Here is a 21,402-nt window from a genome sequence, read left to right as displayed (position 1 = left end):
ATGGATGCGACGACCTACCGGCCGGGCACGTACCCTCGTTGCATGCGTGTTCTGGTCGTCGACAACTACGACAGCTTCGTGTTCAACCTGGTGCAATACCTCGGCCAGCTGGGTGCCGACGCCGTCGTGTGGCGCAACGACGACCCACGCCTGGCCGACCTCGACACCCTGCTCACCCGCGGCGACGAGGGCGGCGCGTTCGACGGTGTCCTCGTGAGCCCCGGACCGGGCAGTCCCGACCGGGCCGGTGCCAGTATTCCGCTGGTGCACGCGGCGGCCAAGTACGAGAAGCCGCTGCTCGGCGTGTGTCTGGGACATCAGGCCATCGGTGAGGCGTTCGGCGGCACCGTCGACCGGGCGCCGGAACTGCTGCACGGCAAGACCAGTTCGGTGTACCACCTCGGCTCGGGCGTGTTGGCCGGTCTGCCCGACCCGTTCACCGCCACCCGCTACCACTCGCTCACCGTGCTCCCGGAGACCATGCCCGAGGAGCTGGAAGTGGTCGGGCACACCGAGAGCGGCATCGTGATGGCCATGCGGCATCGCAGCCTGCCGATCCACGGTGTGCAGTTCCACCCGGAGTCGGTGCTCACCCAGGGCGGGCACCGGATGCTGGCCAACTGGCTCGAGGTCTGCGGCGAACGCCCGGCCGAAGCGCTGGTGTCGGCGCTCGAGGCGGAGGTCGCCGCGCTGGTGACCCGGTGAGCGACGGGCCCGGAGCACCGAGCGACGGCCATCCACGCCGCGGCGTGGAGACGTCCCCAGTCGACCGATCGACTGAGTCGATGGGCGGAGCGGCCGAGGAGGTAGGTGGTGCGGCCGAGTCTGTCCGTGCCGCCGAAACAACCGCAAGTGACGGCCCCAGCGCTGTCGCGCCGAGTCGGCCGTGGGTGCTGCTGTCCGTGGCGACCAGTCTGGACGGCTACATCGATGACGCGAGCGCCCAGCGTCTACTGCTGTCCAACAGCGCCGACTTCGACGAGGTCGATCGGCTGCGCGCCGAGGCCGACGCGATCCTGATCGGCGCGGGCACTCTGCGCGTCGACAATCCCCGGTTGTTGGTGAACAGTGCCGAGCGGCGGGCGACCCGCGTGGCGTCGGGTCGCCCGGAGTATCCGGTGAAGATCACCGTCACCGCGTCGGGTGAGTTGGACCCGGCGTTGCGCTTCTGGCACACCGGTGGCGCAAAACTCGTCTACACCACCACGGCGGGCGCGGTCCGCCTCGGTGACCGGCTGGGTGACACCGCCGAGGTCGTCTGCCTCGGCGACACCCTCGACCTGACCGCCCTGCTCGACGACCTCGCCGCCCGAGATATCCACAGGCTGATGGTCGAAGGCGGCACCGGCATGCACACCGGTTTCCTCGCCGCCGACCTGGTGGACGAGATCCGCCTCGCGATCGCACCGATTCTGGTGGGCGACGCGGCCGCGCCCCGCTTCGTCGGTCCTGCCCTGTTCCCCGGCGGCCCCCAGCGTCGACTCCGCTTGACAGATGTGGAACAACTTGGGGATGTCGCTGTGCTGAACTACCTGGTCGGCGCGCCGACGGACCTCGTTCACCAACCGCCCCTGTGATCGAATTCCAGCTCCCGACCTGGGGAAATACCGCTGTTCACAGTTCATCCACCGGCGTACTGCACAACCTGAACATGACCGAATCCACATCTGTCACAGGCTGTGGATAACTTTCGAAGCCAGGGGAAAACGTGCACACAGACAGCCTCGACCACCGCTTTATGCACAGGGCCATCGAGCTGGCCCGGCAGTGTCCGCCCAGTTCCACGGCCTATTCGGTGGGCGCGGTCATCGTCGTCGACGGTGTGGAGATCTCCACCGGCTACTCACGCGAGACCGACGAGAAGGTGCACGCCGAGGAATCGGCACTGAACAAGCTCGACCCCCACGACCCACGGCTGGCCCGGGCAACGATCTACAGCACCCTCGAGCCGTGCTCCACGCGCGCGACCGCGACCCGGCAGCCCTGCACCGACCGCATCCTGGCCGCCGGTATCCCCAGGGTGGTCATCGCCTGGCGCGAGCCGAGCCTGTTCGTCGCCGCCTGCGAGGGTGTGGACAAACTCCGCACGAACGGCGTGGAAGTCGTGGAACTCACCGACCTGGCCGAGGCGGCCAGGTCGATGAACGAACACCTCGACCTGAGCTGACGGGCGTCAGGGCCGCCCGTAGATGGCGGTGACGAACTCGCCGAGCTGATTGTCGTCCAGGTGACGGGCCAGATCGGCCTCGCTGATCATGCCGACCAGCCGCTTGTTCTCGATCACCGGCATCCGCTTGACCCGATGGTCTTCCATCTGGTCGAGCACGTCTTCCACATCGGCGTCGGCGCTGATCCAGCGCGGCGTCGCCTCACACAGTTCGGCCGCGGTCGTCAGCTCCGGTGACAGGCCGCGCGCGATGCACTTCACGACGATGTCGCGGTCGGTGATGATGCCGCACATACGTTCGTTGTCGTCGGCGACGACGAGCGAGCCGACACCGAGATCGGCCATCGCCGCGGCGGCGGTCGCCACCGTGTCGTCGCGGGTGATCCACTGGGCGCCGGGCTTCATGATGTCCCTGGCAGTGGTCATGGGCTACCTCCTCGTTCAGCAGTGCTGGGTGGGATGGAGCTAGCTCGAGTCTAGGCCCGCGGGCCTCACCGGGGAATGGGTGAGGCCCCGACCTGCAGAATCACATTTCCGCTCATCGTCACCGAGGAGCCAGCCGGGGGGTTCTGCCCGACGACCTTGCCCGAGGCACTGCCGTCGAGGGTGATGACCGTGGTCTGGCTGAGCTGACCGGTCCAGCCCTGCGCCCGCAACTTCTCCTGCGCCTGAGTAGGGGTGAGCCCGGTCAGGTCGGGGACGGTGATGCGGTCGCCGAGGGACACCTGCACGGTGATGGTCGAGCCCTTCTCCGCGTTGCTGCCACCCGCCGGGCTGGTGGAGAGCACCTGCCCCTTCGGCTGGGGCGAGAGCACCTCTTTGACCTCGACCTTGAATCCGGCGCTCACGGTGAGATTCGGTTCGGCGACGGAGATGTCCTGGCCGACCACATCGGGCACCCGGACCTGTTCGGGCCCACTGCCGATGACGACGACAATCGGCTGTTCGATGTCGACGCGCACGCCCGCGGTCGGTTCCTGCCCGATCACCCGGTCGGTGTCGGCGACACTGGAGGCGCGCCGCTGCACGTTCGGATCCATCTGCAGCCCGGTCGAATTCAGCGCCTGCTCGGCCTCGGCCTGGGTCATCCCGAGGATGCGCGGCACCGCGACCTGCGCGGGTCCGGTCGACACCTGCAGGGTGACAGTGCTGCCCTCGTCGATGCGCGACCCACCGAGCGGCTGGGTGGCGATCACATTGCCCGGCGCCACCTTGCCGTCCGGTTTCTGCTGCACGGCCACGCTGAAACCGGCCTTCACGAGCTCGGATTCGGCCTGCTGCTCGGTCTTGCCGGAAAGATCCGGCACGGCGACCTGGTCGGGCTTGCTGCCCGGGCCGATCAGCACCCAGAACATCCCGAACGCGACGGCCAGCGCCGCGGCGACACCGAGCGCGATCAATCCGGTGCGGTTGCCCTGCTCGGCGGGCGGCCCGACAGCGGCCTGCTCGGACGTGTCGTCGCGATCGACGAAGCGGCGCGGCGGGGGCTCGTCGTAGCCGGTGTAGTCGTCGTCGTTCATCACCATCGGCGCGCTCGGCTTCTGCCCGCCGAGCACCCGGATCAGGTCGGCACGCATCTCCGCGGCCGTCTGGTATCGGTTGGCCGGATTCTTGGCCATCGCCTTGAGGATCACCGAATCGAGCTCGCGCGGGACCGCCGGATTCACCGACGACGGTAACGGCGGATCTTCCTTCACATGCTGATAGGCGACCGCCACCGGCGAGTCACCGGTGAACGGTGGCTGACCGGTGAGGATTTCGAACAGCACGCAGCCGACCGAGTACACGTCCGAGCGGGCGTCGACGGTCTCGCCGCGCGCCTGCTCCGGCGAAAGGTATTGCGCCGTACCGATCACGGCGGCGGTCTGGGTCATCGGGTTGGAGCTGTCGGCGATCGCGCGCGCGATGCCGAAGTCCATCACCTTCACCGCGCCTGCGCGGTTGATCATGATGTTGGCGGGCTTCATGTCCCGGTGGACGATGCCCGCCTTGTGACTGAAATCGAGTGCGGCGCAGACATCGGCGACGATCTCCATCGCCTTGCGCGGCGCCAGCGGACCCTTGCCGCGCACGATGTCGCGCAGGGTGTCGCCCTCGACGTACTCCATGACGATGTAGGGCAGCGGCCCGTCGTCGACGGTGGCCTCGCCGGTGTCGTACACCGCGACGATGGCCGGATGATTCAGCGCGGCCGCGTTCTGCGCCTCGCGCTTGAAGCGCAGGTAGAACGTGGGGTCGCGGGCCAGGTCGGCACGCAGCACTTTGATCGCGACATCGCGCGAGAGGCGCACGTCGCGCGCCTTGTGCACCTCGGACATGCCACCGAACCCGATGATCTCGCCAAGCTCGTATCGCGAGGAGAGATTCTTCGGGGTGGTCATTGCTGTCCTATGTTCGGGCCTACGGCGTTGTTGTCCTCATTCGGAAATGGTAGATCGAAGGTGGGGATGCGCGGCTTGTCCCGCGTGGTCGTCGCCGCCGCCGGTTTCGTGGTGGTCGGCTCGGGTTTGGTCGTCTTGGGGACGGTGGTCGTCGGGTCCGGTTTGGTCGTGGTCGGTTCCGGCGTCGTGGTCGGCGGTTCCGTGGTCGTCGTCGGTTCCGGCGTGGTCGTCGTCGGGCGCGCGGGTTGCGTCGGCGCGGGCTCGTCGGAGGTGACCGGCGGCGGTACCGGCCGGGTGGTCGTCACCGGCGGCGGCAGCGGCGCGGTGGTCTGCACGGTGGTGGTGGTCGGGCCGGTGTCGCGGTTGGGCTCACCGCCGAACAGCAGCCAGATCACGCCGCCGCCGAGCAGCAGCGCGCCGACACCGAGCGCGATCAGCCATTTCTGGTTGTTCTTGGTGTCGTTGGTCGCGGCGACGGCGGCGGGCGCGGCGGCCTGCGTGGCCGGGCCGGTGTACCCGGTGGTCGGACCGGCGGGCTGATGGCCGAAGCGCATGGTGGCGCCGTCGTAGTCGGCGGCCGGGATCACCGTCGTCGGGCCGGGCGGCAGGACCCGGGTGGCGCCGGTCATCGACGCACCCGCACCGCCGGGCAGCGGCGGCATGTGCCCGGCGCGCACGGCGGCGACGGCGTCGGCGAACTCGCCGCCGCTGTGGTAACGCTGCGCCGGGTCCTTGGCCATGGTGATCGCGATCAGCTCGTGCACGTTGGCGGGCAGATCGGCGGGCAGCGGCGGCGGCGCGTCGCGCACGTGCTTCATGGCGACGGTGATCGCGCCCTCACCGGTGAACGGGCGGACACCGGCGAGGGCCTCGTACCCGACCACACCGAGCGAGTACACGTCCGAGGCGGCGGTGGCGTCTTCGCCGACAGCCTGTTCGGGGGCGATGTACTGGGCGGTGCCCATCACCATGCCGGTCTTGGTCACCGGGGAGGCATCGACGGCCTTGGCGATACCGAAGTCGGTGATCTTCACCTGACCGGTCGGCGTCACGAGGATGTTGCCCGGCTTCACGTCGCGGTGCACCACACCGGCCGCGTGGGCCACCTCGAGCGCGCGACCGGTCTGCTCGAGCATGTCGAGACCCTGGATCACCGAGAGCCTGCCCATGCGATTGAGCACGGCGTTGAGGGGTTCGCCCTGCACCAGCTCCATCACCAGGTAGGCGGTCTCGCCGCCGGACGGGTCGGTGGTCTCGCCGTAGTCGTAGATGCCCGCGATACCCGGCGCGTTGAGCTGCGCGGTGGTGCGTGCCTCGACCCGGAAACGCTGACGGAAGGTCGGGTCGGCGGAGAACTCGGTCTTGAGGACCTTGACCGCCACCCGACGGTCGAGCCGGGTGTCCATCGCTTCCCACACCTGACCCATACCGCCGGTGGCGATGAGTCGCTGCAGGCGGTAGCGGTCGGCGATCATGGCGCCGTTGTTCAGCATCGGGGCCCCCGTGTTGTCACTCGCACACTCATTTCGTTCAGCCCCCTGCCAGGCCCGCGTCCAGTACCGACCTGGCGATCGGAGCGGCCACCGAGCCGCCGGTCGCCGCGAGCGCCCGATCTCCGCCGTTCTCGACGATCACCGCGATGGCGATCTTCGGGTTCTGCGCGGGCGCGAAGGCCATATACCAGGCATGGGGTGGGGTGTTACGGGGATTGCTGCCGTGTTCGGCCGTGCCGGTCTTGGACGCGATCTGATAGGGCGACCGGCCGCCGCCCGCGGTGTTGGCTTCGGAGGCGATCATCAGGTTCACCAGGCTCGACGCTACCTGCGGACTCACGGCCTGGCCCACCGAGAAGGGCTCGGTCACACTCAGCTCCGACAGGTCGGGGGCCTGGGTCTGGTCCACCAGGTACGGCTGCATGCGGGAGCCGCCGTTGGCGATGGTCGCGGCGATCACGGCGACGTCGAGCGGGGTCACCGCCACGTCGCGCTGACCGATGCTGCTCTGGCCGAGCGCGGCGTTGTCAGGGATCGGCCCGACCGTCGACTCGGCCACCGGGATCGGGACACCCCGGTGCGGGCCGATCCCGAAGGCCGCGGCCTGGTCCTCGAGTTCGGCGGCGCCGACCTTCATCCCCAGCTCCACGAACGCGGTGTTGCAGGACCGCCGGAAGGCCTCGGTGAGCGAGGCGGTCGGCTGGTCGCCGCAGGTGGCGCCGTTGTAGTTCTCCAGTGTGGTCCTGGTACCGGGCAGGGTGATGTTCGGGGCGGCGGTGAACTGGTCGTCCACGCTCACGCCGTTGGCCAGCGCGGCGGCGGTGACCACGGCCTTGAACGTGGAACCGGGCGGGTAGGTCTGCGAGACAGCGCGATTGAGCATCGGCTGGGATGGGTCGTTCTTCAGCCGGTCCCAGGCCGCACGGCCCGCCGCACCATCGTGACCCGACAGTTCGTTGGGGTCGTAGCTCGGGGTGGAGACCATGGTCAGGATCTTGCCGGTGCTCGGCTCGATCGCCACCACCGAACCGGTGTAGCCCTTGGCGGTCATCTCGTCGTAGGCCACCTGCTGCATCACCGGGTTCAAGGTGGTGAGCACGTTGGCGCCGCGCGGGTCACGGCCGGAGAACATGTCGACGAGCCTGCGCCCGAACAGGCTCGAGTCGTTGCCCGAGAGCAGCGGGTCCTCGGCCAGCTCGATGCCGGTCTTGCCGTACTGCATCGAATAGAACCCAGTGACCGGGGCGTAAGCCGGTGGGCTGCTCGGGTATTGGCGCAGGTACTTGTACCGGTCGTCGGTGGCGACCGAACCGGCGAGCACGGTGCCACCCGCGGAGATCTGGCCGCGCTGCCGCGAGTACTCGTCGAGCAGCACGCGCACGTTGCGCGGGTCGGCCCGCAGATCGTCGGCCTTGACCACCTGCAGATAGGTGGCGTTCACCAGCAGCGCGACGACCATCACCATCACGGCGACGGCGACCCGGCGTAGTGGAGTGTTCATTCGCTCGCCCTGCCTTCCGGCCTCCGCAACAACTCGGTCGACGCCTCCGCGATCGGCGGCGCCGCACGCTTGCGCGCGGGCGCGGGCGCACGGGCGGCGTCGGAGATCTTGATCAGCAATCCGAGCAGCGCGTAGTTGGCCAGCAGCGACGAACCACCGTAGGAGATGAACGGTGTGGTAAGACCGGTCAGCGGGATCAGCTTGGTGACACCGCCGACCACGACGAAGATCTGGACGGCGATGGTGAACGACAGGCCCGCCGCGAGCAGCTTGCCGAAACTGTCACGCACGGCGAGCGCGGTGCGCAGCCCACGCACGATGAAGATCAGGAACAGCATCAGCACCGCGGTCAGGCCGATCAGGCCGAGTTCCTCACCGATGGTGGTGACGATGAAATCGGTCTTGGCGAACGGCACCTGCTGCGGTCGCCCACTGCCCAGGCCCGTGCCCGCGAGGCCACCGGTGGCGAAACCGAACAGCGACTGCGAGATCTGGTAGCCGGTGTTGTGGTAGTCGTCGAACGGATGCAGCCAGGTGTCGACGCGCACCCGTACATGCCCGAAAAGCTGATAGGCGAAGACGAATCCGAGCGCGAGCAGGCCGCCGCCGATGAGCAACCAGCCCACCCGTTCGGTCGCGATGTAGAGCATCACCAGCACCGTGCCGAAGATCAGCAGCGAGGTGCCGAGGTCCTTTTCGAGCACGAGCACGCCGATGCACACGACCCACACGATCAGCACCGGACCGAGGTCGCGCGGACGCGGGAACTCCATGCCGAGGAAATGCTTGCCCGCGGCGGTGAACAGGTCACGCTGGGCGACGAGCACCCCGGCGAAGAAGACGATGAGCAGGATCTTGGCGAATTCGCCCGGCTGCACACTGAATCCGGGGAGTTTGATCCAGATCTTGGCGCCGTTGACTTCGGAGAACCGGCTCGGCAGCAGGGCCGGAATCGCCAGCGCGATCAGCCCGACCAGGCCTAGTGTGTAGGTGTAGCGCGCCAGCGTGCGGTAGTCACGCAAGACGATGAGCAAGCTGATGAACACGACGATGCCGAGGCCGGTCCACATGATCTGCTGGTTGGCATCCGGGGACGGGATGGGACTCGACTCGTAGGCCGCCTGCTGCGCGTCGGCGAGATCGAGGCGGTGGATCAGGACGAGACCCAAACCGTTGAGCAGCGCCACGATCGGTAGCAGTAGTGGGTCGGCGAACGGCGCGAACCGGCGAACCGCCAGGTGCGCCACCCCGAACAGCGCGAGGAACGCCAACCCGTACTTGGCGATGTCCCAGGTGATCGACTGCTCCTGGCTCGCCTCGACGATGAACAACGACACCGTCGTGATACCCGCCGCGCCCGCCAGCAGCAACAGCTCCTGATTCCGCCGCGTCGATGGCGGCGGTGCGGGCGCGAATCCGCCTGGGGGACTGGGGAACGCCCCCGCCGACGGCGGTGCCGGTGCGGACATCAGTCCGTCACCCGGCAGTTCTCCCCTGAGATCTGCGGGGAAGGTGTCGGTGCGGGTGTGGTGGTTGGCGGTGCGGGCGTCGGGGTCGCCGTGGCGGGCTGGTCACCGGGCCCGGGCGCCGGAGTGGCGGGCGGTGCCTCGGTGGGCAGCACACCCGGCTGCGGCACCGATTCCTTCTTGGCGCACGGATCGAGCACCTCACCGGTCAGCAGTCGCATGCTCTCGCGCGCCTGGGCGAGCGAATCCGGCGGCAGGCTGCGTTCCACCTGGTCGCGGCCGGTCTGCTTGAGATCGCTCACCATCAGCTTCTTGCAGCCGTTCGGTGCGGTGGCGCCGACCTCGAGCAGGGTGATCTCGTTCTTGCTGTTGACGCAGGCGGTGAGCTCCACATCGTGGATGGCGTAGCCGAGGATCGAACCGGGCAGCCCGCGCATCACGACCACCTGGTCGTTGTCGGCGCCCACGTAGTAGTTGCTGCGAATCATCTTGTAGCCCACTACGAGTCCCACCGCGACGGCCACGATCAGCGCCACCGACAGCAGCAGCCAGCGCAGCTTGTGCGACTTGGTCTCCGGCGGCGGGGGAGCGGCCGCGGCCCGGCGCGGCTGGGCGCGCGGCGGGCGCATGGCGGCGGCGCGGCCCGCGGCGGTGTTGGGCGGCGGCGCGTCTTCCTCCTCCTCGGTGGAGGCGGCGCCCGCGACGATCGGATGACTCTGCCCGTAGTCGAGGTCGATCACATCGGCGACCACGACGGTGACATTGTCGGGCCCGCCTGAGCGCAAAGCCAATTCGATGAGCCGGTCGGCGCACTCGTCGGTGTTGCCCTCGCGCATGGTGTTGCCGATGGTCTCGTCGCTCACCACGTCCGAGAGTCCGTCGGAGCACAGCAGATAACGGTCACCGGCGCGGGCTTCGCGCATGATGAGCGTCGGCTCGATCTCGTTGCCGGTGAGGGCACGCATGATGAGTGACCGCTGCGGGTGGGTGTGCGCCTGCTCGGGCGTGATGCGGCCCTCGTCGACCAGCGACTGCACGAAGGTGTCGTCGCGGGTGATCTGGGTGAGTTCGCCGTCGCGCAGCATGTAGGCACGCGAGTCGCCGATGTGCACCATGCCGAGCTTGCGCCCGGCGAACAGGACGGCGGTGAGCGTGGTGCCCATGCCGTCGAGTTCGGGTTCGGCCTCGACGTGGTCGGCGATGGCGGCATTGCCGGAGCGGGTGGCGCGGTCGAGCTTGCCGAGGATGTCCTCGCCGGGCTCGTCGTCGTCGAGATGCGCCAGCGCGGCGATCATCAGCTGGGAGGCGACTTCACCGGCGGCATGGCCGCCCATGCCGTCGGCGAGGGCCAGCAGGCGTGCGCCCGCGTAGACCGAATCCTCGTTGTTGCCCCGGACGAGTCCGCGGTCGCTTCGCGCGGTGTAGCGCAGCACAAGTGTCACGATCGCAGCTCGATCACTGTTTTGCCGACCCGGACAGGAGTGCCGAGCGGAACACGGACGGCGGTGGTGACTTTCGCGCGGTCGAGATACGTGCCGTTGGTGGAACCGAGGTCTTCCACGTACCAGTCGTCACCACGCTGAGACAGTCGCGCGTGCCTGGTCGAGGCGTAGTCGTCGGTGAGTACCAGCGTCGAATCGTCGGCGCGGCCGATGAGGACCGGCTGCGTGCCGAGTGTGATCCGAGTGCCGGCTAGTGAACCATGAGTCACCACTAGATACTTGGCGCCCTTCTGGCCTCGGCTCAGGGATGGCAGACCGATGGAACCACGCGCTCCGCGTGCGGGCCTCGGCTGTATCCGGATGCCGGATGCCGCGTAGATATCGCTGCGCAAGGTCCGCAGAACGGCCCAGACGAACAACCAGAGCAGCAGCAGGAACCCCGCGCGGGTCAATTGCAGGATCAGTCCCTGCACGGCGTTCCACCTCCTGTTCGCCCGGGTACGTCGGTACGGCAGGGGACGAAGTGACCCCCACCAGCGTGCTGGCTTGCGGGCCCCGAGGTCGGGGCCGTGCGTGTGATGGCAGCATCATAGGGCCGACGGCGTCGACACGTGACCTGCACCGCGCAGCTTACGGGATCAGACGATCCTGATCAGGATCTCGGAATGTCCGGCCCGGATGACGTCGCCGTCGGCGAGCTGCCAGTCCTGTACCGGCGAGCCGTTGACCAGCGTCCCGTTGGTGGAACCCAGGTCGGAGAGCATCGCGGTCTGACCGTCCCAGCGCACCTCGATGTGGCGCCGCGACACACCGGTGTCGGGCAGCCGGAAGTGCGCGTCCTGGCCGCGACCGATGATGTTGGAACCCTCACGCAGCTGGTAGGTGCGGCCGCTGCCGTCGTCGAGCTGCAGGGTGGCCGAGTAGCTGGATTGGGCCGGGGCACCGTAACCGCCCGCGGCCTGGCCGTAGCCGGGTTGCGGCTGGGCGTACCCGCCCTGCTGGCCGTAGCCCGCGGGCTCCTCGTAGGCGGGCTCGGCGTAACCGGCAGCCTGGGCGCCGTAACCGGAGGACTGACCGTAGCCGGGCTCGGCGTAACCGTTCTGGCCGTACCCACCTTGCTGGTCGTAGCCGGGCTCGGCGTAGCCCTGCTGGCCGTATCCACCCTGCTGCCCGTAGCCCTGCTGTGGGTCGGCGTAGCCCTGCTGGCCGTACCCACCCTGTTGGTCGTAGCCGGGGTCGGCGTAACCGGACTGCCCGTACCCGCCCTGCTGGCTGTAGGCCTGCTGGCCGTAGCCGCCCTGCTGGTCGTAGCCCTGGTCGGCGTAGCCCTGCTGGCCGTACCCGGGCTGGCCGTACCCGCCCTGCTGCGGGGCCTGGTCGTACCCGTTGTGGTACTCGCCGCCCTGCTGGCCGTAGGCGGCGTCGTAGCCGGGCTGGCCCTCGGGCGCGCCGTAGCCGCCGCCCGCGCGGCCGTAGTCGTCGGGATAGGGAGCCCCAGGCGCGGCGGGCGGCGGTGCGTACCCGCGGTTGCGTGGATCGGACTCCGCGGGCTCTCGGCTTGGCTCGTAGCCTGAGTTGTGCGTCATGGGGCCAGCTCCTGGTTGCGGGTGTGCGGGTCGTTGTGGCGGTCCGGGGCGAGGTGGGACGGTCCCGCGACCGGCATCGGGGTCGACGCGGCCGCTCGCTCTGAACATTCCGGTGTGCAGCGTAGGTGATGCCTCGAACGCCACGTGCACTTCGCCGTAGGTCTGCCAGCCCTGCTCGCGGATGTAATCCTGCAGATGTTTGGCGAACGCCTTGGTCGTCAGGTCGTGATCTGCGTCGAGTTTCCCGAAATCTGATTCGTTGATCGTGATCACGTAACTGTTGGGCGCGAGCTGATGCCCGCCCTCCAGATCCTGGATCCGATCTGCGGCTTCGCGCTGCAGCGCGGCCTCTACCTCCTGGGGAACGACGCTGCCGCCGAACACCCTCGCGAACACGTCACCGACAGCGCTCTGCAAGCGCCGTTCGAATCTCGACACGATGCCCATCAAGCCCTCCCTTCGGTGCGCGTGTCCGTCCAGTCGGAGTGCCCTTTACGGCGTGTCCGAACCCGACCACGTTCCTTGCATGATATCCACGATCCTCCTACCAGGTAACTCCCGGCGCGGCGCCCCGGTTCCCGAGCCGGAAGGCGTCGCATCACCGCAGGTCAGCGGCCCGATTTTATTTTCACCCGGAGGGCATGTTAGATTTTTCCAGTCGCTCGGGCGAGTGGCGGAATGGCAGACGCGCTGGCTTCAGGTGCCAGTGTCCGTAAGGACGTGGGGGTTCAAGTCCCCCTTCGCCCACTCGAGACAAGAGGCTCGATCCCACGGGATCGGGCCTCTTGTCGTTTCCGGGGACGCTCACTCCTTGCGTGCCACGAGCAGATGGAAGGGGAACGGCGGCCCGGGGAGGGTACGCTGTTCGACGGTGAAGCCCGCTCCCGACAGGGCTCCGACCACCTCGGCGACCGGACGCAGCCTGAATCCATAAGGGGTGAAGGGCATTCGGGCCATCCCGTCGGGATCGCCGACGCCGATCACGGCGGTGCCGCCCGGCCGGAGCACACGGTCGAGTTCGGTGCACGCGGCAGGCAGATCGTCGAGGAAGTAGATGGTGTTCACCGTGATCGCCGCGTCCAGGCTCGCATCGGGCAACGGCAAGGCGGTGAGGGTGCCCTCGGTGAGCATCAGCCGATCCTCGGCCACCTCCATGGCATAGGTGCCGCGGGCGCGCGCGATCATGTCGGGCGACGGTTCGATGCCGTGGACCACACCGTCGGCGCCCACCCGCTCGAGCAACAGCGCCAGACCGGCGCCGCCCCCGAACCCGATATCGGCCACCTCCGCGCCCGCGGCCGCGGCGGTGCCGTCGACGGCACCGGCGATGGCGCGTTTGTTCCCCCGGTTGAGCGCGAAGGCAACCACCTTGCCGAGTGGTCCGTGCGGATTGCCGAGCTGGTCGGCGACGACGCTGAGCAAACGGTCCTTGACCCCGGTCATCTCGTCATCGTAGGGGTTCACCCTCGCGGGCCGATGAGGCGAAGATCACAGCGCGGAAATCGAGCCGTCTTCCAGCTGTTTCACTGCCCGTCTCGCGCCGTTCGGCGGGCTCTGCGCAACTTGTCAGCCGCGCAGTAAGTTGCTGTATGGCAGGTGATTCGACCTGATTGCTAGTTGTCGATCATGTTTGCAGCCTTGTAAACAAACTTAAGGTTTCTTTTAAAGCGTCGAGAATCGCGCAAACCGAAATTCGGTTGTCATTGTCGCAGGTGATCGACTATGTCGCGGATCTGTTCGGGCATCCGGGCAACCCGCGGCAACTGTCCTGCCGAACGCATGGGACTGACGGTCCCAGGTTTGCCGAAGGTGAATTCCCGGTGCGCGTGACGGCTGTCCTCGCGAAGCGCCAGGAGTTAGCTGTACTTGTGGAGACCGCGCACTTCACACGCCTTCGCGGAGCCGCATTCGATACCCCTAACCTGCGCGTTGGGGGTTGCATGGGCATAACGATTGTGTACAGTTAACGGCAACGCTGGCCGCAGCTCGAGCTCGACTCGCTGCGGCCAGCGGAACTCAAATCGGGGGAGTTCACCAACTCGTAACCTTGCGTAGCTGTCGATTGCCCAGTGGGCTCACAGCCGAGGTGTGCTCGGAGTTGCCTGCCGCACAAATGCACGTACAGATGCGTGATCACACCCGTGCGGGGGCATTCGGCAGCCATCGCAGAGCCGGATCCGGCATCGCCTCGGGCAGCGCCGCGGCGGCGTCCTGCTCCTCGGCGACCCGGCGTCCGACCACGAACACGTAGGCGAGGAACAATCCCTCGGCCAGGAATCCCAGGGCGATGCGCATCGGCGCGGGCAGGCCGCTCGGCGTCACGAAGCCCTCGAGCAGCCCACACACCAGCAGCACCACGACCAGACCGAGCGCGACCGTGGCAGTGGCCCGGCCCTGCCGTGCCATCGCGGCGGCCCGGCTGCGCCGCCCGGGATCGACCAGCGTCCAGCCGAGCTTCAGGCCGACACCCCCCGCCACGAACAGTGCGGTGAGTTCGAGCGTGCCGTGGGGAAGGATGAAACCGAAGAACGAGTCGAGCCGACCGGCGTCGGCCATCAATCCACCGGTTATCCCCAGATTCAGCGCGTTCATGAACAGGGCATACACAGCCGGGAGGATCAGCACCCCGGTGAACAGGGCGATCGCCGACACCCAGGAATTGTGGGTCCACACCTTGGCCGCGAAGGCGTCGTTGGGGTGTTCGGAGTAGTAGGTTTCGAACGAACCCCCAGGTCCGGTGATGATCGAGAGGTCGCCCTCGGGAATCCCCAGGGCCTCGCGGGCGCTCGCGGAGTTGTCCACAAGCACCGCGATCACCGTGCTGACGAGCAGGAAGATCGCGGTTGTCCCCAACCACCACGGCCACGCTCTGTACACAGCCGCCGGAAAGCCCCTGGTGAAGAACCGGCCGATCTCGCGCCACGGCTGGGAACGGGCCGCGAGCACGCGACCCCGCGCGCGAGCGAGCAGGGCGCTGAGTCCGGCGAGCACCTCCGGGTCGGCGCGATGGCCCTGCAGTTTGGCCAACTGCTGCGACGCCGAGCGGTACAGGGCGATCAGTTCGTCGGCCTCGGCCCCGGTGAGCCTGCGCTGACGGACCAGTTGATCCAGCCGATACCACGACCGTTGACGCGCCCAGCTGTAGGCATCGGTGTCCATATCGGGAATGCTAGCCACATGGCCGAATTCACCACCGGCGAAGCCGTGGCGCTCGAACTTCCCATCGCGCGTATCCCCAGCCGTGCGGGCGCCTTCCTGCTCGACGTGATGCTGCAACTGACGCTGGCCATCTGCCTGTTCTATGCCGGAATGCTCGTCCTGTTCTCGGCCTCCGCCGACGAGGCGTGGTTCTCGGTGCTCGGGGTGGTCACCGTCGTGACCGTGCTGGTCGGCTATCCGGTGTGCAGCGAAACTCTCACGCGGGGAAGGTCGTTGGGGAAGATGGCGTTCGGGCTGCGGGTCGTCCGCACCGATGCCGGTCCGACCGACTTCCGGCACGCGCTCACCCGTGGTCTGGCCGGGGCGATCGTCGACTTCTGGATGCTCGGTGGCTTCGGCGCGGTCGCGGTGATCACCTCGCTGTGCTCCCGCGAGGGCAGGCGCGTGGGCGACGTGCTCGCGGGCACGGTGGTTGTGCACACCCGTCAGCAGCTTCCCCGGCCCGCGCTGGCGGCCGCTCCACCGTGGCTCACCGGCTGGGCGGCGCAGCTCGACCCGACCGGCCTGTCCGACGACCTCGCGACGGCCGCACGCCAGTACCTCACCAGGCTGCGCACCCTCACCCCGGCCGCCCAGCACCACCTGGGGACGAAACTGGCCGAGTCGATGTGCGCGGCGGTCCGCACCCAGGTGCCCGCCGGTTATCCCCCGTACCACGTGATCGGCGCGATTCTGGCTCGGCGCCAGCAGCTTTCGCTGCGCTGAAGAAGTTCTCCACAGGCTCGCCCTGTGGACAACCTGTTGGTGAATCGGTGCATGAACTGTGAGTGCCGGTGGAAACTCCGGCTGTCCACAACTCAGAGCGAGCCGGACCGCTTGAGCTCGAGGTACTCGTCGGCCAGCGCCTCCGGCAGCTGATCCGGCGCCGCGGTGACCACCGCGACCCCGCGCCTGCGCAGGGATTCCCGTACCACCGCACGCTCGGCAAGCACGGTCTCGGCGGCGGCCGAGGTGTAGACGGCATCGGCGGTTTCCCGGTCGCGAGCGGCGGCGGCGATGTCGGGGTCGGTCACCGAGACGACCAGCACCCGGTGCCGTCGGGTGAGTGTCGGCAGTGCGGGCAGCAGGTGTTCGCTGACCGTCGGTCCGTCCAGACTGGTGAACCACACGATCAGCGCCCGCCTGCGCACCCGGGCCAGCACGGTGCGAACCAGGCCGTCGGTGTCGGTATCCACAAGCCGCGGGGTGACCCCGGCGAGGGTGTGCATGAGTTTCATCGGCAGTCCCGCGCCACCGGCTCCGGTCACCTCCGCACGCACCGAGCGGTCGTAGGCCAGCAGGTCGACGGTGTCGCCCGCCGCGCCTGCCAGCCCGCCGAGCAGCAGGGCGGCTTCGATCGCACAGTCCAGCCGGGTGCCATCACCCACTCGCCCCGCGCTGACCCGGCCGGTGTCGAGCACCATGAGCATGTGCCGGTTGCGTTCGGGCCGCCAGGTGCGCACGAGCACATCGGTGGCGCGTGCGGTGGCCCGCCAGTCGATGCTGCGTACGTCGTCGCCGGTCACGTACTCCCGGAACGAATCGAATTCGGTGCCCTGACCACGGGTGTTGGCGACATTGCGCCCCTCGAGGTGGTGCAGTCGCTTCACCTTCGACCGCAGCAGACGTTCGCTGCGGAAGGCGGGCAGCGCGCGCACGCGCGCGGGTGCCTCGACGCGGGCCTGCCGTCCGGCCATGCCGAGCGGTCCGAGCAGTCGCAGGGTCACCGGACCGGCCACCCGGTCACCGCGATACACCGGATTCAGCCTGGTACGGAATCGGATTCGGGTATTCGGTGCCAAAGTCACCCGGCGAGTGCGGTATTCGGCGCGCGCGCTCTCGGGCCACGCGTCCCACAGCAGACCGCGAGCTGTCGTCGAGCCCGTATTGGTCACGGCCAGTTCGACTTCCGCCTCCCGGCCGAGCCGGACGACGGTCAACGGTTCGCGCGTCACCGTCAGCTCGCCGGGGCGGGCGGCCAGTGCCACATCGATCAGCAGCACCACGAGCAGCAGCGCGCTCGCGCCGAGCACGCCACCGAACGACGGGACGCCGAACATCACCAGCGCACCCGCCGCAGCGGCGAGCAGCGCGAACCGACCTGTGACGACCACCGCTACACCGGAACCGGCACCGAGCCGAGCAACGACGCGAGCACTCCCTCGGCGCTCACCCCGTCCAGCTCGGCCTCCGGGCGCAACTGCAAACGGTGCCGAAGCACCGGAACCGCGACGGTTTTCACATCATCGGGGGTCACGTATCCGCGTCCGTTCAGCCAGGCGAAGGCGCGAGCCGCGGCGAGCAGCGCGGTGGCGCCACGGGTCGAGGCACCGTGGGCGACGGCGGGCGAGGAGCGGGTGGCCCGGCACAGGTCGACGATGTAGGCGAGCACCTCAGGACTCACCGTCACCTGGCCGACGGCGGCGCGCGCGGCGGCGATGTGCGCGGGCCCGGCGACCGGGCGCAACCCGGCCGCGCCGAGGTCGCGCGGGTCGAAGCCGTTCGCATGGCGTTGCAGGATGCGGAACTCGTCGTCGCGTTCGGGTAGCCGGATGTCGACCTTGAACAGGAACCGGTCGAGCTGCGCCTCGGGCAGGGGATAGGTGCCCTCCTGCTCGATCGGGTTCTGGGTGGCGATCACGACGAACGGGTCGGGCAGCGGCCGCGGCTGACCGTCCACCGAAACCTGGCGCTCCTCCATCGACTCCAACAGTGAGGACTGGGTTTTCGGTGGGGTGCGGTTGATCTCGTCGGCCAGCAGCAGGTTGGTGAACACCGGGCCCTGCCGGAAGGTGAACTCGGCCGAATGCGGGTCGTAGATCTGCGACCCGGTGACATCACCCGGCATCAGGTCGGGGGTGAACTGCACGCGGGCGTGCTCGAGGTCGAGCGAGGTGGCCAGCGCGCGCACCAGCAGCGTCTTCGCCACCCCCGGCACACCCTCCAACAGCACGTGCCCACGGCACAGCAGCGCGAGCACCAGATACAGCACGGCCTGATCGTTCCCGACCACCGCCTTACCGATCTCGGTACGCAAGGCGGCCAGCGCCGCCCCGGCCTCAGCCGCGGTCGGCGTCTTCTGCAGGACAGTGTTGTCGGTCATCACTAGTTCGGCGCGGGTACCCGCTCTTCTAGGTCGGGAGGAAGCGCCATCCCCCTTTCTTTACAGATGTGCACAGTATTGTGTGAGAGATGGGGAAGGTGGTGAAGCGGGCGTACAAGTTTCGCTGCTACCCCTCGCACGAGCAGGCTGCGGAGCTGTCGCGCACGTTCGGGTGCGTGCGTGTGGTGTGGAACAAAGCTCTCGATGCACGCCAGCGGCGGTATGCCACCGAGTCGAAGTCCACAACGTATGTGCAGGCTTCCGCCGAACTGACCGGATGGAAGAGGTCCGAGGATCTCGCGTTCCTGAACGAAGTGTCGTCGGTGCCGTTGCGGCATCAGCAGGCGGCATTCGCGGCGTTCTTCGCCAAGCGTGCCCACTACCCCAGGTTCAAGTCGCGCAAGCGGTCGCGAGCCTCGGCCGAGTACACCCGATCCGGGTTCCGCTGGCGCGAGGGACAACTCACCCTGGCGAAGATGACCGAGCCACTCGACATTCGTTGGTCGCGAGTATTGCCCGAGGGTGCGGCGCCATCGACCGTGACGGTCTCTCGTGACAGTGCGGGCCGGTGGTTCGTGTCCCTGCTCGTCGAAGAAAAGATCACCGCGCTGCCGGTCTCGGCGAATACCGTCGGCGTGGACCTCGGTCTCAATTCCCTGGCCGCGCTGTCCACGGGCGAGACGATCACCAATCCGCGCCACGAGCGCTCCGACCGGCGAATCGACTTCCTGCGCAAACTGTCCACGAGGCTGATCCGCGACAACCAAGCGGTTGCGATCGAGGACTTGACGGTACGGAACATGGTCGCTAATCACACTCTCGCTCGGGCGATCTCGGACGCGAGTTGGCGTCAATTTCGCACCATGCTCGAGTACAAGGCCGACTGGTACGGCCGAGAGGTACTTGTGGTGGATCGCTGGTATCCGTCGACCCGAGTGTGTTCGCACTGCGGCGCTCTGGGGGAGAAGCTGCTGTTGAGCGTGCGGGAGTGGACGTGCCGACGTTGCGGTGTGGTCCATGACCGCGATGTGAACGCCGCTCGCAATATCCTCGCTGCCGGGCTGGCAGAGAGATGAAACGCCTGTGGAGTCGGTGTAAGTCCGCATAGGAGTTCTCCTTTCTGGCAGCTGATGATGAAGCAGGAATCCGCGTCCGTCAGGACGAGGAGATGTCAACCGAGCTCCGTCTCGATCCATTCGAGGTGTGCGGCAACGTGGTACAGGGTGGTTTCGTCGGGCACCGGGCCGAACAGTACGGTGCCGATTCGGGATGGCGGCGTGTTGAGGCGGGTGGCGATGGTCGCGACGAGTTGGTCGTCGGACTGTTCGCCGAGGCGCGGGCGGATTCGGCGCAGGGTCGCCGAGCGCAGGATGTGGGCCACATAGGCCACGTCGCCGGAGCGGCGGTACAGCCCGGCCTGCCCGGCGAGCAGCTCGTTGGCGGCCACTTCCACCGGGCGCGGTTCGCCGACCAGCGCGCCGCGCCTGCGGGCCCGCCACCACACCACGACGGCGAAGGCGATGAGCAGTTGCAGTCCGCCGTAGGTCAGCCAGCCCGGCATGGTGCTGAAAATCGAATCGCTGCCGACGGGATCGGGGAGGTCGTCGGGGCGATCGGGTGGGCTGTCGATGTCAGGTGGCGCGTCGGGCGGAGTGGGTGCGTTCGGGGCGCCGCAGGACTGCAGGCCCGCGTACAGCAGCACACCGAGGAACAGGATGCCCGCGAGAACGGCCCAGAAGCGGGGATTGCGCAGGATCGCGGGCAGCGACGGAAGTTGCCTGCGCGGTGCGGGTTCGGTGTCGACGATCTCGATGTCGACCGGTTCGTCGACCGGCGGCGGCGCGTGCTGGGAGTATCGGTCGGCGTATTCGAGATGCCGGTATTCGTCCTCGGTGGCGCGGCGGCCACCGTAGACGACCTCGTCGAAAGTGCTCGCCGCCGGATGCAATTCGGCGGACCGCTCCGGTGGGAGCGCGAGGGTCGCGTCGGCGGCGGTTTCCCGCGCGGTGCGCGACCGGCGGACCGGCAGGCTGCCGTTCTGCTCCAGACCACGCAGCACCGCGCGGAACCGTTCCCGCACGGCCCGGTCGAAATCGCGGCGCCCCGCGGCGTTCTCGGCCTCGGCGCGATGGTCGGCGGCCGGGCCGAGACGGGGCGGCGGCGGGGGACCGAAGTGGTTGTCGTTCATCGGCTCTCACCCGGAATGTGGATGTCGAGTCCCTCGCGGACACAGCGGCGGTCGACATAGCAGAGCACCCGGCTGGTCGCCTCGACGATCTCGGCGACCGTCACCACCAGCAGCACACCGCCAACCACCAACGTGATGAACGCCCACCGGTGGGTGCCGGAGAAGTCGGACAGGAAGAAGGGGATACCGAACGCGGGCACAGCGAGCACGCCGAACAGCAGCCGCTGGGTGAGCCACAGGCCACCGATGGTCCAAGCGGCGCCCTCGACCAGGTCTTTCGAGCGGGCAACCGCCGCCCGGTAACCGGTGTGCTCGGCGATGATCGTCGGCTCGACGACGAACCGGCGCGCGCGCAGATTCGACAACCAGATCAGCGCGAGGGGATAGGTGATGATCAGCAGGCTGCCGACCGTGAGCACACCGATGCCGATGAGCGAGAACATGATCTGCGCGATCACCAGCGGTCCGCCGTGGTGCGCTGCCGTGCGGATCCCGGACCTGAGGTCGGTGGGTGTTCCGGACAAGTCGGCCACCGACACGGCGATGCTCACCCCACGCAACACCAACCGGGACAGCCAACCGAACGCGGCCGTCGCCAGCACCACCGCCCACCCGGTGCCCGCGTCGGAGCCGTCGGTGAGGTGGGAGACCAGGCCCGTCGTGCCGAGCACACCGAGGACGGCCAGGACGAGCGTCGCGCCTGCGAGCGCGGACAGGGGGCGGATGTTGGCCTGGATCAGGGCGAATGGCTCGTCGAGCAGTTCGCGGAAACGCAGGGGGCGGAGGGGGATCGTCGGCGGTCGTGCCGGATCTATACCCGCCCCGACGCCGCCGACCCGTGGGGCAGGACGCACGGGGCGAGTCTAGCTGTGTTTTT

At 68.2% G+C, this 21,402-nt stretch carries 19 protein-coding genes and 1 tRNA gene; 6 read left to right on the top strand and 14 right to left on the bottom strand.

Annotated features, from left to right (window positions below):
• Positions 1-42 precede the first annotated feature (42 nt).
• The 3 genes from NC7_RS01995 to NC7_RS01985 all read left to right on the top strand — a co-directional run bounded on the left by NC7_RS01995 (position 43) and on the right by NC7_RS01985 (position 2,167).
• Positions 43-705: an aminodeoxychorismate/anthranilate synthase component II gene (locus NC7_RS01995; protein WP_067978037.1), complete on the top strand. Its 663-nt coding sequence runs from the start codon at positions 43-45 to the stop codon at positions 703-705.
• Positions 706-902: 197 nt separating this feature from the next.
• Positions 903-1,577, top strand: coding sequence for a RibD family protein (locus NC7_RS01990; protein ID WP_236573175.1), 675 nt, complete (start codon positions 903-905; stop codon positions 1,575-1,577).
• 131 nt (positions 1,578-1,708) lie between these two features.
• Positions 1,709-2,167 carry a deaminase gene (locus tag NC7_RS01985; RefSeq protein ID WP_255285034.1) on the top strand — a complete coding sequence of 153 codons (459 nt, stop codon included), beginning with the start codon at positions 1,709-1,711 and terminating at the stop codon, positions 2,165-2,167.
• Between the two features lie 6 nt (positions 2,168-2,173).
• Here the strand turns inward: NC7_RS01985 and NC7_RS01980 are convergent, their stop codons facing one another.
• From NC7_RS01980 to NC7_RS01945, 8 genes are all read right to left on the bottom strand, one after another.
• Positions 2,174-2,593, bottom strand: coding sequence for a CBS domain-containing protein (locus NC7_RS01980; protein ID WP_067495164.1), 420 nt, complete (start codon positions 2,591-2,593; stop codon positions 2,174-2,176).
• Positions 2,594-2,658: 65 nt separating this feature from the next.
• Positions 2,659-4,548 carry a Stk1 family PASTA domain-containing Ser/Thr kinase gene (pknB, locus tag NC7_RS01975; protein ID WP_067978033.1) on the bottom strand — a complete coding sequence of 630 codons (1,890 nt, stop codon included), beginning with the start codon at positions 4,546-4,548 and terminating at the stop codon, positions 2,659-2,661.
• On the bottom strand, positions 4,545-6,041 hold the full coding sequence (locus tag NC7_RS01970; RefSeq protein ID WP_067978031.1) for a protein kinase domain-containing protein: 1,497 nt from the start codon (positions 6,039-6,041) through the stop codon (positions 4,545-4,547). Before NC7_RS01970 ends, pknB begins: the two co-directional genes overlap by 4 nt.
• Positions 6,042-6,078: 37 nt before the next feature.
• Positions 6,079-7,542, bottom strand: a complete 1,464-nt coding sequence (locus tag NC7_RS01965) for a peptidoglycan D,D-transpeptidase FtsI family protein (protein ID WP_067978030.1) — start codon at positions 7,540-7,542, stop codon at positions 6,079-6,081.
• On the bottom strand, positions 7,539-9,011 hold the full coding sequence (locus NC7_RS01960; RefSeq protein ID WP_067978028.1) for an FtsW/RodA/SpoVE family cell cycle protein: 1,473 nt from the start codon (positions 9,009-9,011) through the stop codon (positions 7,539-7,541). The genes NC7_RS01965 and NC7_RS01960 overlap by 4 nt, the downstream gene beginning before the upstream one ends.
• Positions 9,011-10,450, bottom strand: coding sequence for a PP2C family protein-serine/threonine phosphatase (locus NC7_RS01955; protein WP_067978026.1), 1,440 nt, complete (start codon positions 10,448-10,450; stop codon positions 9,011-9,013). Before NC7_RS01955 ends, NC7_RS01960 begins: the two co-directional genes overlap by 1 nt.
• Positions 10,447-10,923, bottom strand: coding sequence for an FHA domain-containing protein FhaB/FipA (locus NC7_RS01950; RefSeq protein ID WP_067978025.1), 477 nt, complete (start codon positions 10,921-10,923; stop codon positions 10,447-10,449). Before NC7_RS01950 ends, NC7_RS01955 begins: the two co-directional genes overlap by 4 nt.
• A 165-nt stretch (positions 10,924-11,088) precedes the next feature.
• A complete protein-coding gene (locus NC7_RS01945; protein ID WP_067978023.1) occupies positions 11,089-12,483 on the bottom strand; it encodes an FHA domain-containing protein in 1,395 nt (464 codons plus the stop codon).
• Positions 12,484-12,700: 217 nt separating this feature from the next.
• Between NC7_RS01945 and NC7_RS01940 the strand changes: the two genes are divergently transcribed.
• A tRNA-Leu gene (locus tag NC7_RS01940) sits at positions 12,701-12,783 on the top strand.
• Positions 12,784-12,840: 57 nt separating this feature from the next.
• Here the strand turns inward: NC7_RS01940 and NC7_RS01935 are convergent.
• Both NC7_RS01935 and NC7_RS01930 read right to left on the bottom strand, forming a co-directional pair.
• Positions 12,841-13,479: a class I SAM-dependent methyltransferase gene (locus tag NC7_RS01935; RefSeq protein WP_067978084.1), complete on the bottom strand. Its 639-nt coding sequence runs from the start codon at positions 13,477-13,479 to the stop codon at positions 12,841-12,843.
• A gap of 690 nt (positions 13,480-14,169) precedes the next feature.
• Positions 14,170-15,195: a stage II sporulation protein M gene (locus NC7_RS01930; protein ID WP_067978021.1), complete on the bottom strand. Its 1,026-nt coding sequence runs from the start codon at positions 15,193-15,195 to the stop codon at positions 14,170-14,172.
• Between the two features lie 18 nt (positions 15,196-15,213).
• On the opposite strand from NC7_RS01930, the gene NC7_RS01925 reads away from it, so the two are divergent.
• A complete protein-coding gene (locus tag NC7_RS01925; RefSeq protein ID WP_067978019.1) occupies positions 15,214-15,960 on the top strand; it encodes an RDD family protein in 747 nt (248 codons plus the stop codon).
• A 92-nt stretch (positions 15,961-16,052) separates the two neighbouring features.
• On the opposite strand, the gene NC7_RS01920 is transcribed toward NC7_RS01925, so the two are convergent.
• Both NC7_RS01920 and NC7_RS01915 read right to left on the bottom strand, forming a co-directional pair.
• Entirely contained in the window at positions 16,053-17,348 is a 1,296-nt protein-coding gene (locus NC7_RS01920; protein WP_067978017.1) for a DUF58 domain-containing protein, read from the bottom strand.
• Positions 17,349-17,350: 2 nt separating this feature from the next.
• Positions 17,351-18,337, bottom strand: coding sequence for an AAA family ATPase (locus NC7_RS01915; RefSeq protein ID WP_067644085.1), 987 nt, complete (start codon positions 18,335-18,337; stop codon positions 17,351-17,353).
• A gap of 89 nt (positions 18,338-18,426) precedes the next feature.
• Between NC7_RS01915 and NC7_RS01910 the strand changes: the two genes are divergently transcribed.
• Complete coding sequence (locus NC7_RS01910; RefSeq protein WP_067978016.1) at positions 18,427-19,413, top strand: RNA-guided endonuclease InsQ/TnpB family protein; 987 nt, start codon at positions 18,427-18,429, stop codon at positions 19,411-19,413.
• Positions 19,414-19,508: 95 nt separating this feature from the next.
• On the opposite strand, the gene NC7_RS01905 is transcribed toward NC7_RS01910, so the two are convergent.
• Entirely contained in the window at positions 19,509-20,525 is a 1,017-nt protein-coding gene (locus tag NC7_RS01905; protein WP_067978014.1) for a DUF4129 domain-containing protein, read from the bottom strand.
• Positions 20,522-21,379, bottom strand: a complete 858-nt coding sequence (locus NC7_RS01900) for a hypothetical protein (protein WP_067978011.1) — start codon at positions 21,377-21,379, stop codon at positions 20,522-20,524. Before NC7_RS01900 ends, NC7_RS01905 begins: the two co-directional genes overlap by 4 nt.
• Positions 21,380-21,402: the final 23 nt, after the last annotated feature.

It is taken from the genome of Nocardia caishijiensis NBRC 108228, assembly GCF_001612825.1.
Classification (GTDB): domain Bacteria; phylum Actinomycetota; class Actinomycetes; order Mycobacteriales; family Mycobacteriaceae; genus Nocardia; species Nocardia caishijiensis.
This window is presented reverse-complemented; position numbering and strand designations above follow the sequence as displayed.

Bases quoted from the DNA above. Each gene is read 5' to 3' on its own strand.
- NC7_RS01935 (WP_067978084.1), bottom strand. From the start codon at position 13,479: ATGACCGGGGTCAAGGACCGTTTGCTCAGCGTCGTCGCCGACCAGCTC.
- NC7_RS01995 (WP_067978037.1), top strand. From the start codon at position 43: ATGCGTGTTCTGGTCGTCGACAACTACGACAGCTTCGTGTTCAACCTG.
- NC7_RS01925 (WP_067978019.1), top strand. From the start codon at position 15,214: ATGGCCGAATTCACCACCGGCGAAGCCGTGGCGCTCGAACTTCCCATC.
- NC7_RS01965 (WP_067978030.1), bottom strand. From the start codon at position 7,542: ATGAACACTCCACTACGCCGGGTCGCCGTCGCCGTGATGGTGATGGTC.
- NC7_RS01980 (WP_067495164.1), bottom strand. From the start codon at position 2,593: ATGACCACTGCCAGGGACATCATGAAGCCCGGCGCCCAGTGGATCACC.
- NC7_RS01915 (WP_067644085.1), bottom strand. From the start codon at position 18,337: ATGACCGACAACACTGTCCTGCAGAAGACGCCGACCGCGGCTGAGGCC.
- NC7_RS01970 (WP_067978031.1), bottom strand. From the start codon at position 6,041: ATGCTGAACAACGGCGCCATGATCGCCGACCGCTACCGCCTGCAGCGA.
- NC7_RS01930 (WP_067978021.1), bottom strand. From the start codon at position 15,195: ATGGACACCGATGCCTACAGCTGGGCGCGTCAACGGTCGTGGTATCGG.
- NC7_RS01910 (WP_067978016.1), top strand. From the start codon at position 18,427: ATGGGGAAGGTGGTGAAGCGGGCGTACAAGTTTCGCTGCTACCCCTCG.
- NC7_RS01960 (WP_067978028.1), bottom strand. From the start codon at position 9,011: ATGTCCGCACCGGCACCGCCGTCGGCGGGGGCGTTCCCCAGTCCCCCA.
- NC7_RS01905 (WP_067978014.1), bottom strand. From the start codon at position 20,525: ATGAACGACAACCACTTCGGTCCCCCGCCGCCGCCCCGTCTCGGCCCG.
- NC7_RS01945 (WP_067978023.1), bottom strand. From the start codon at position 12,483: ATGGGCATCGTGTCGAGATTCGAACGGCGCTTGCAGAGCGCTGTCGGT.
- pknB (WP_067978033.1), bottom strand. From the start codon at position 4,548: ATGACCACCCCGAAGAATCTCTCCTCGCGATACGAGCTTGGCGAGATC.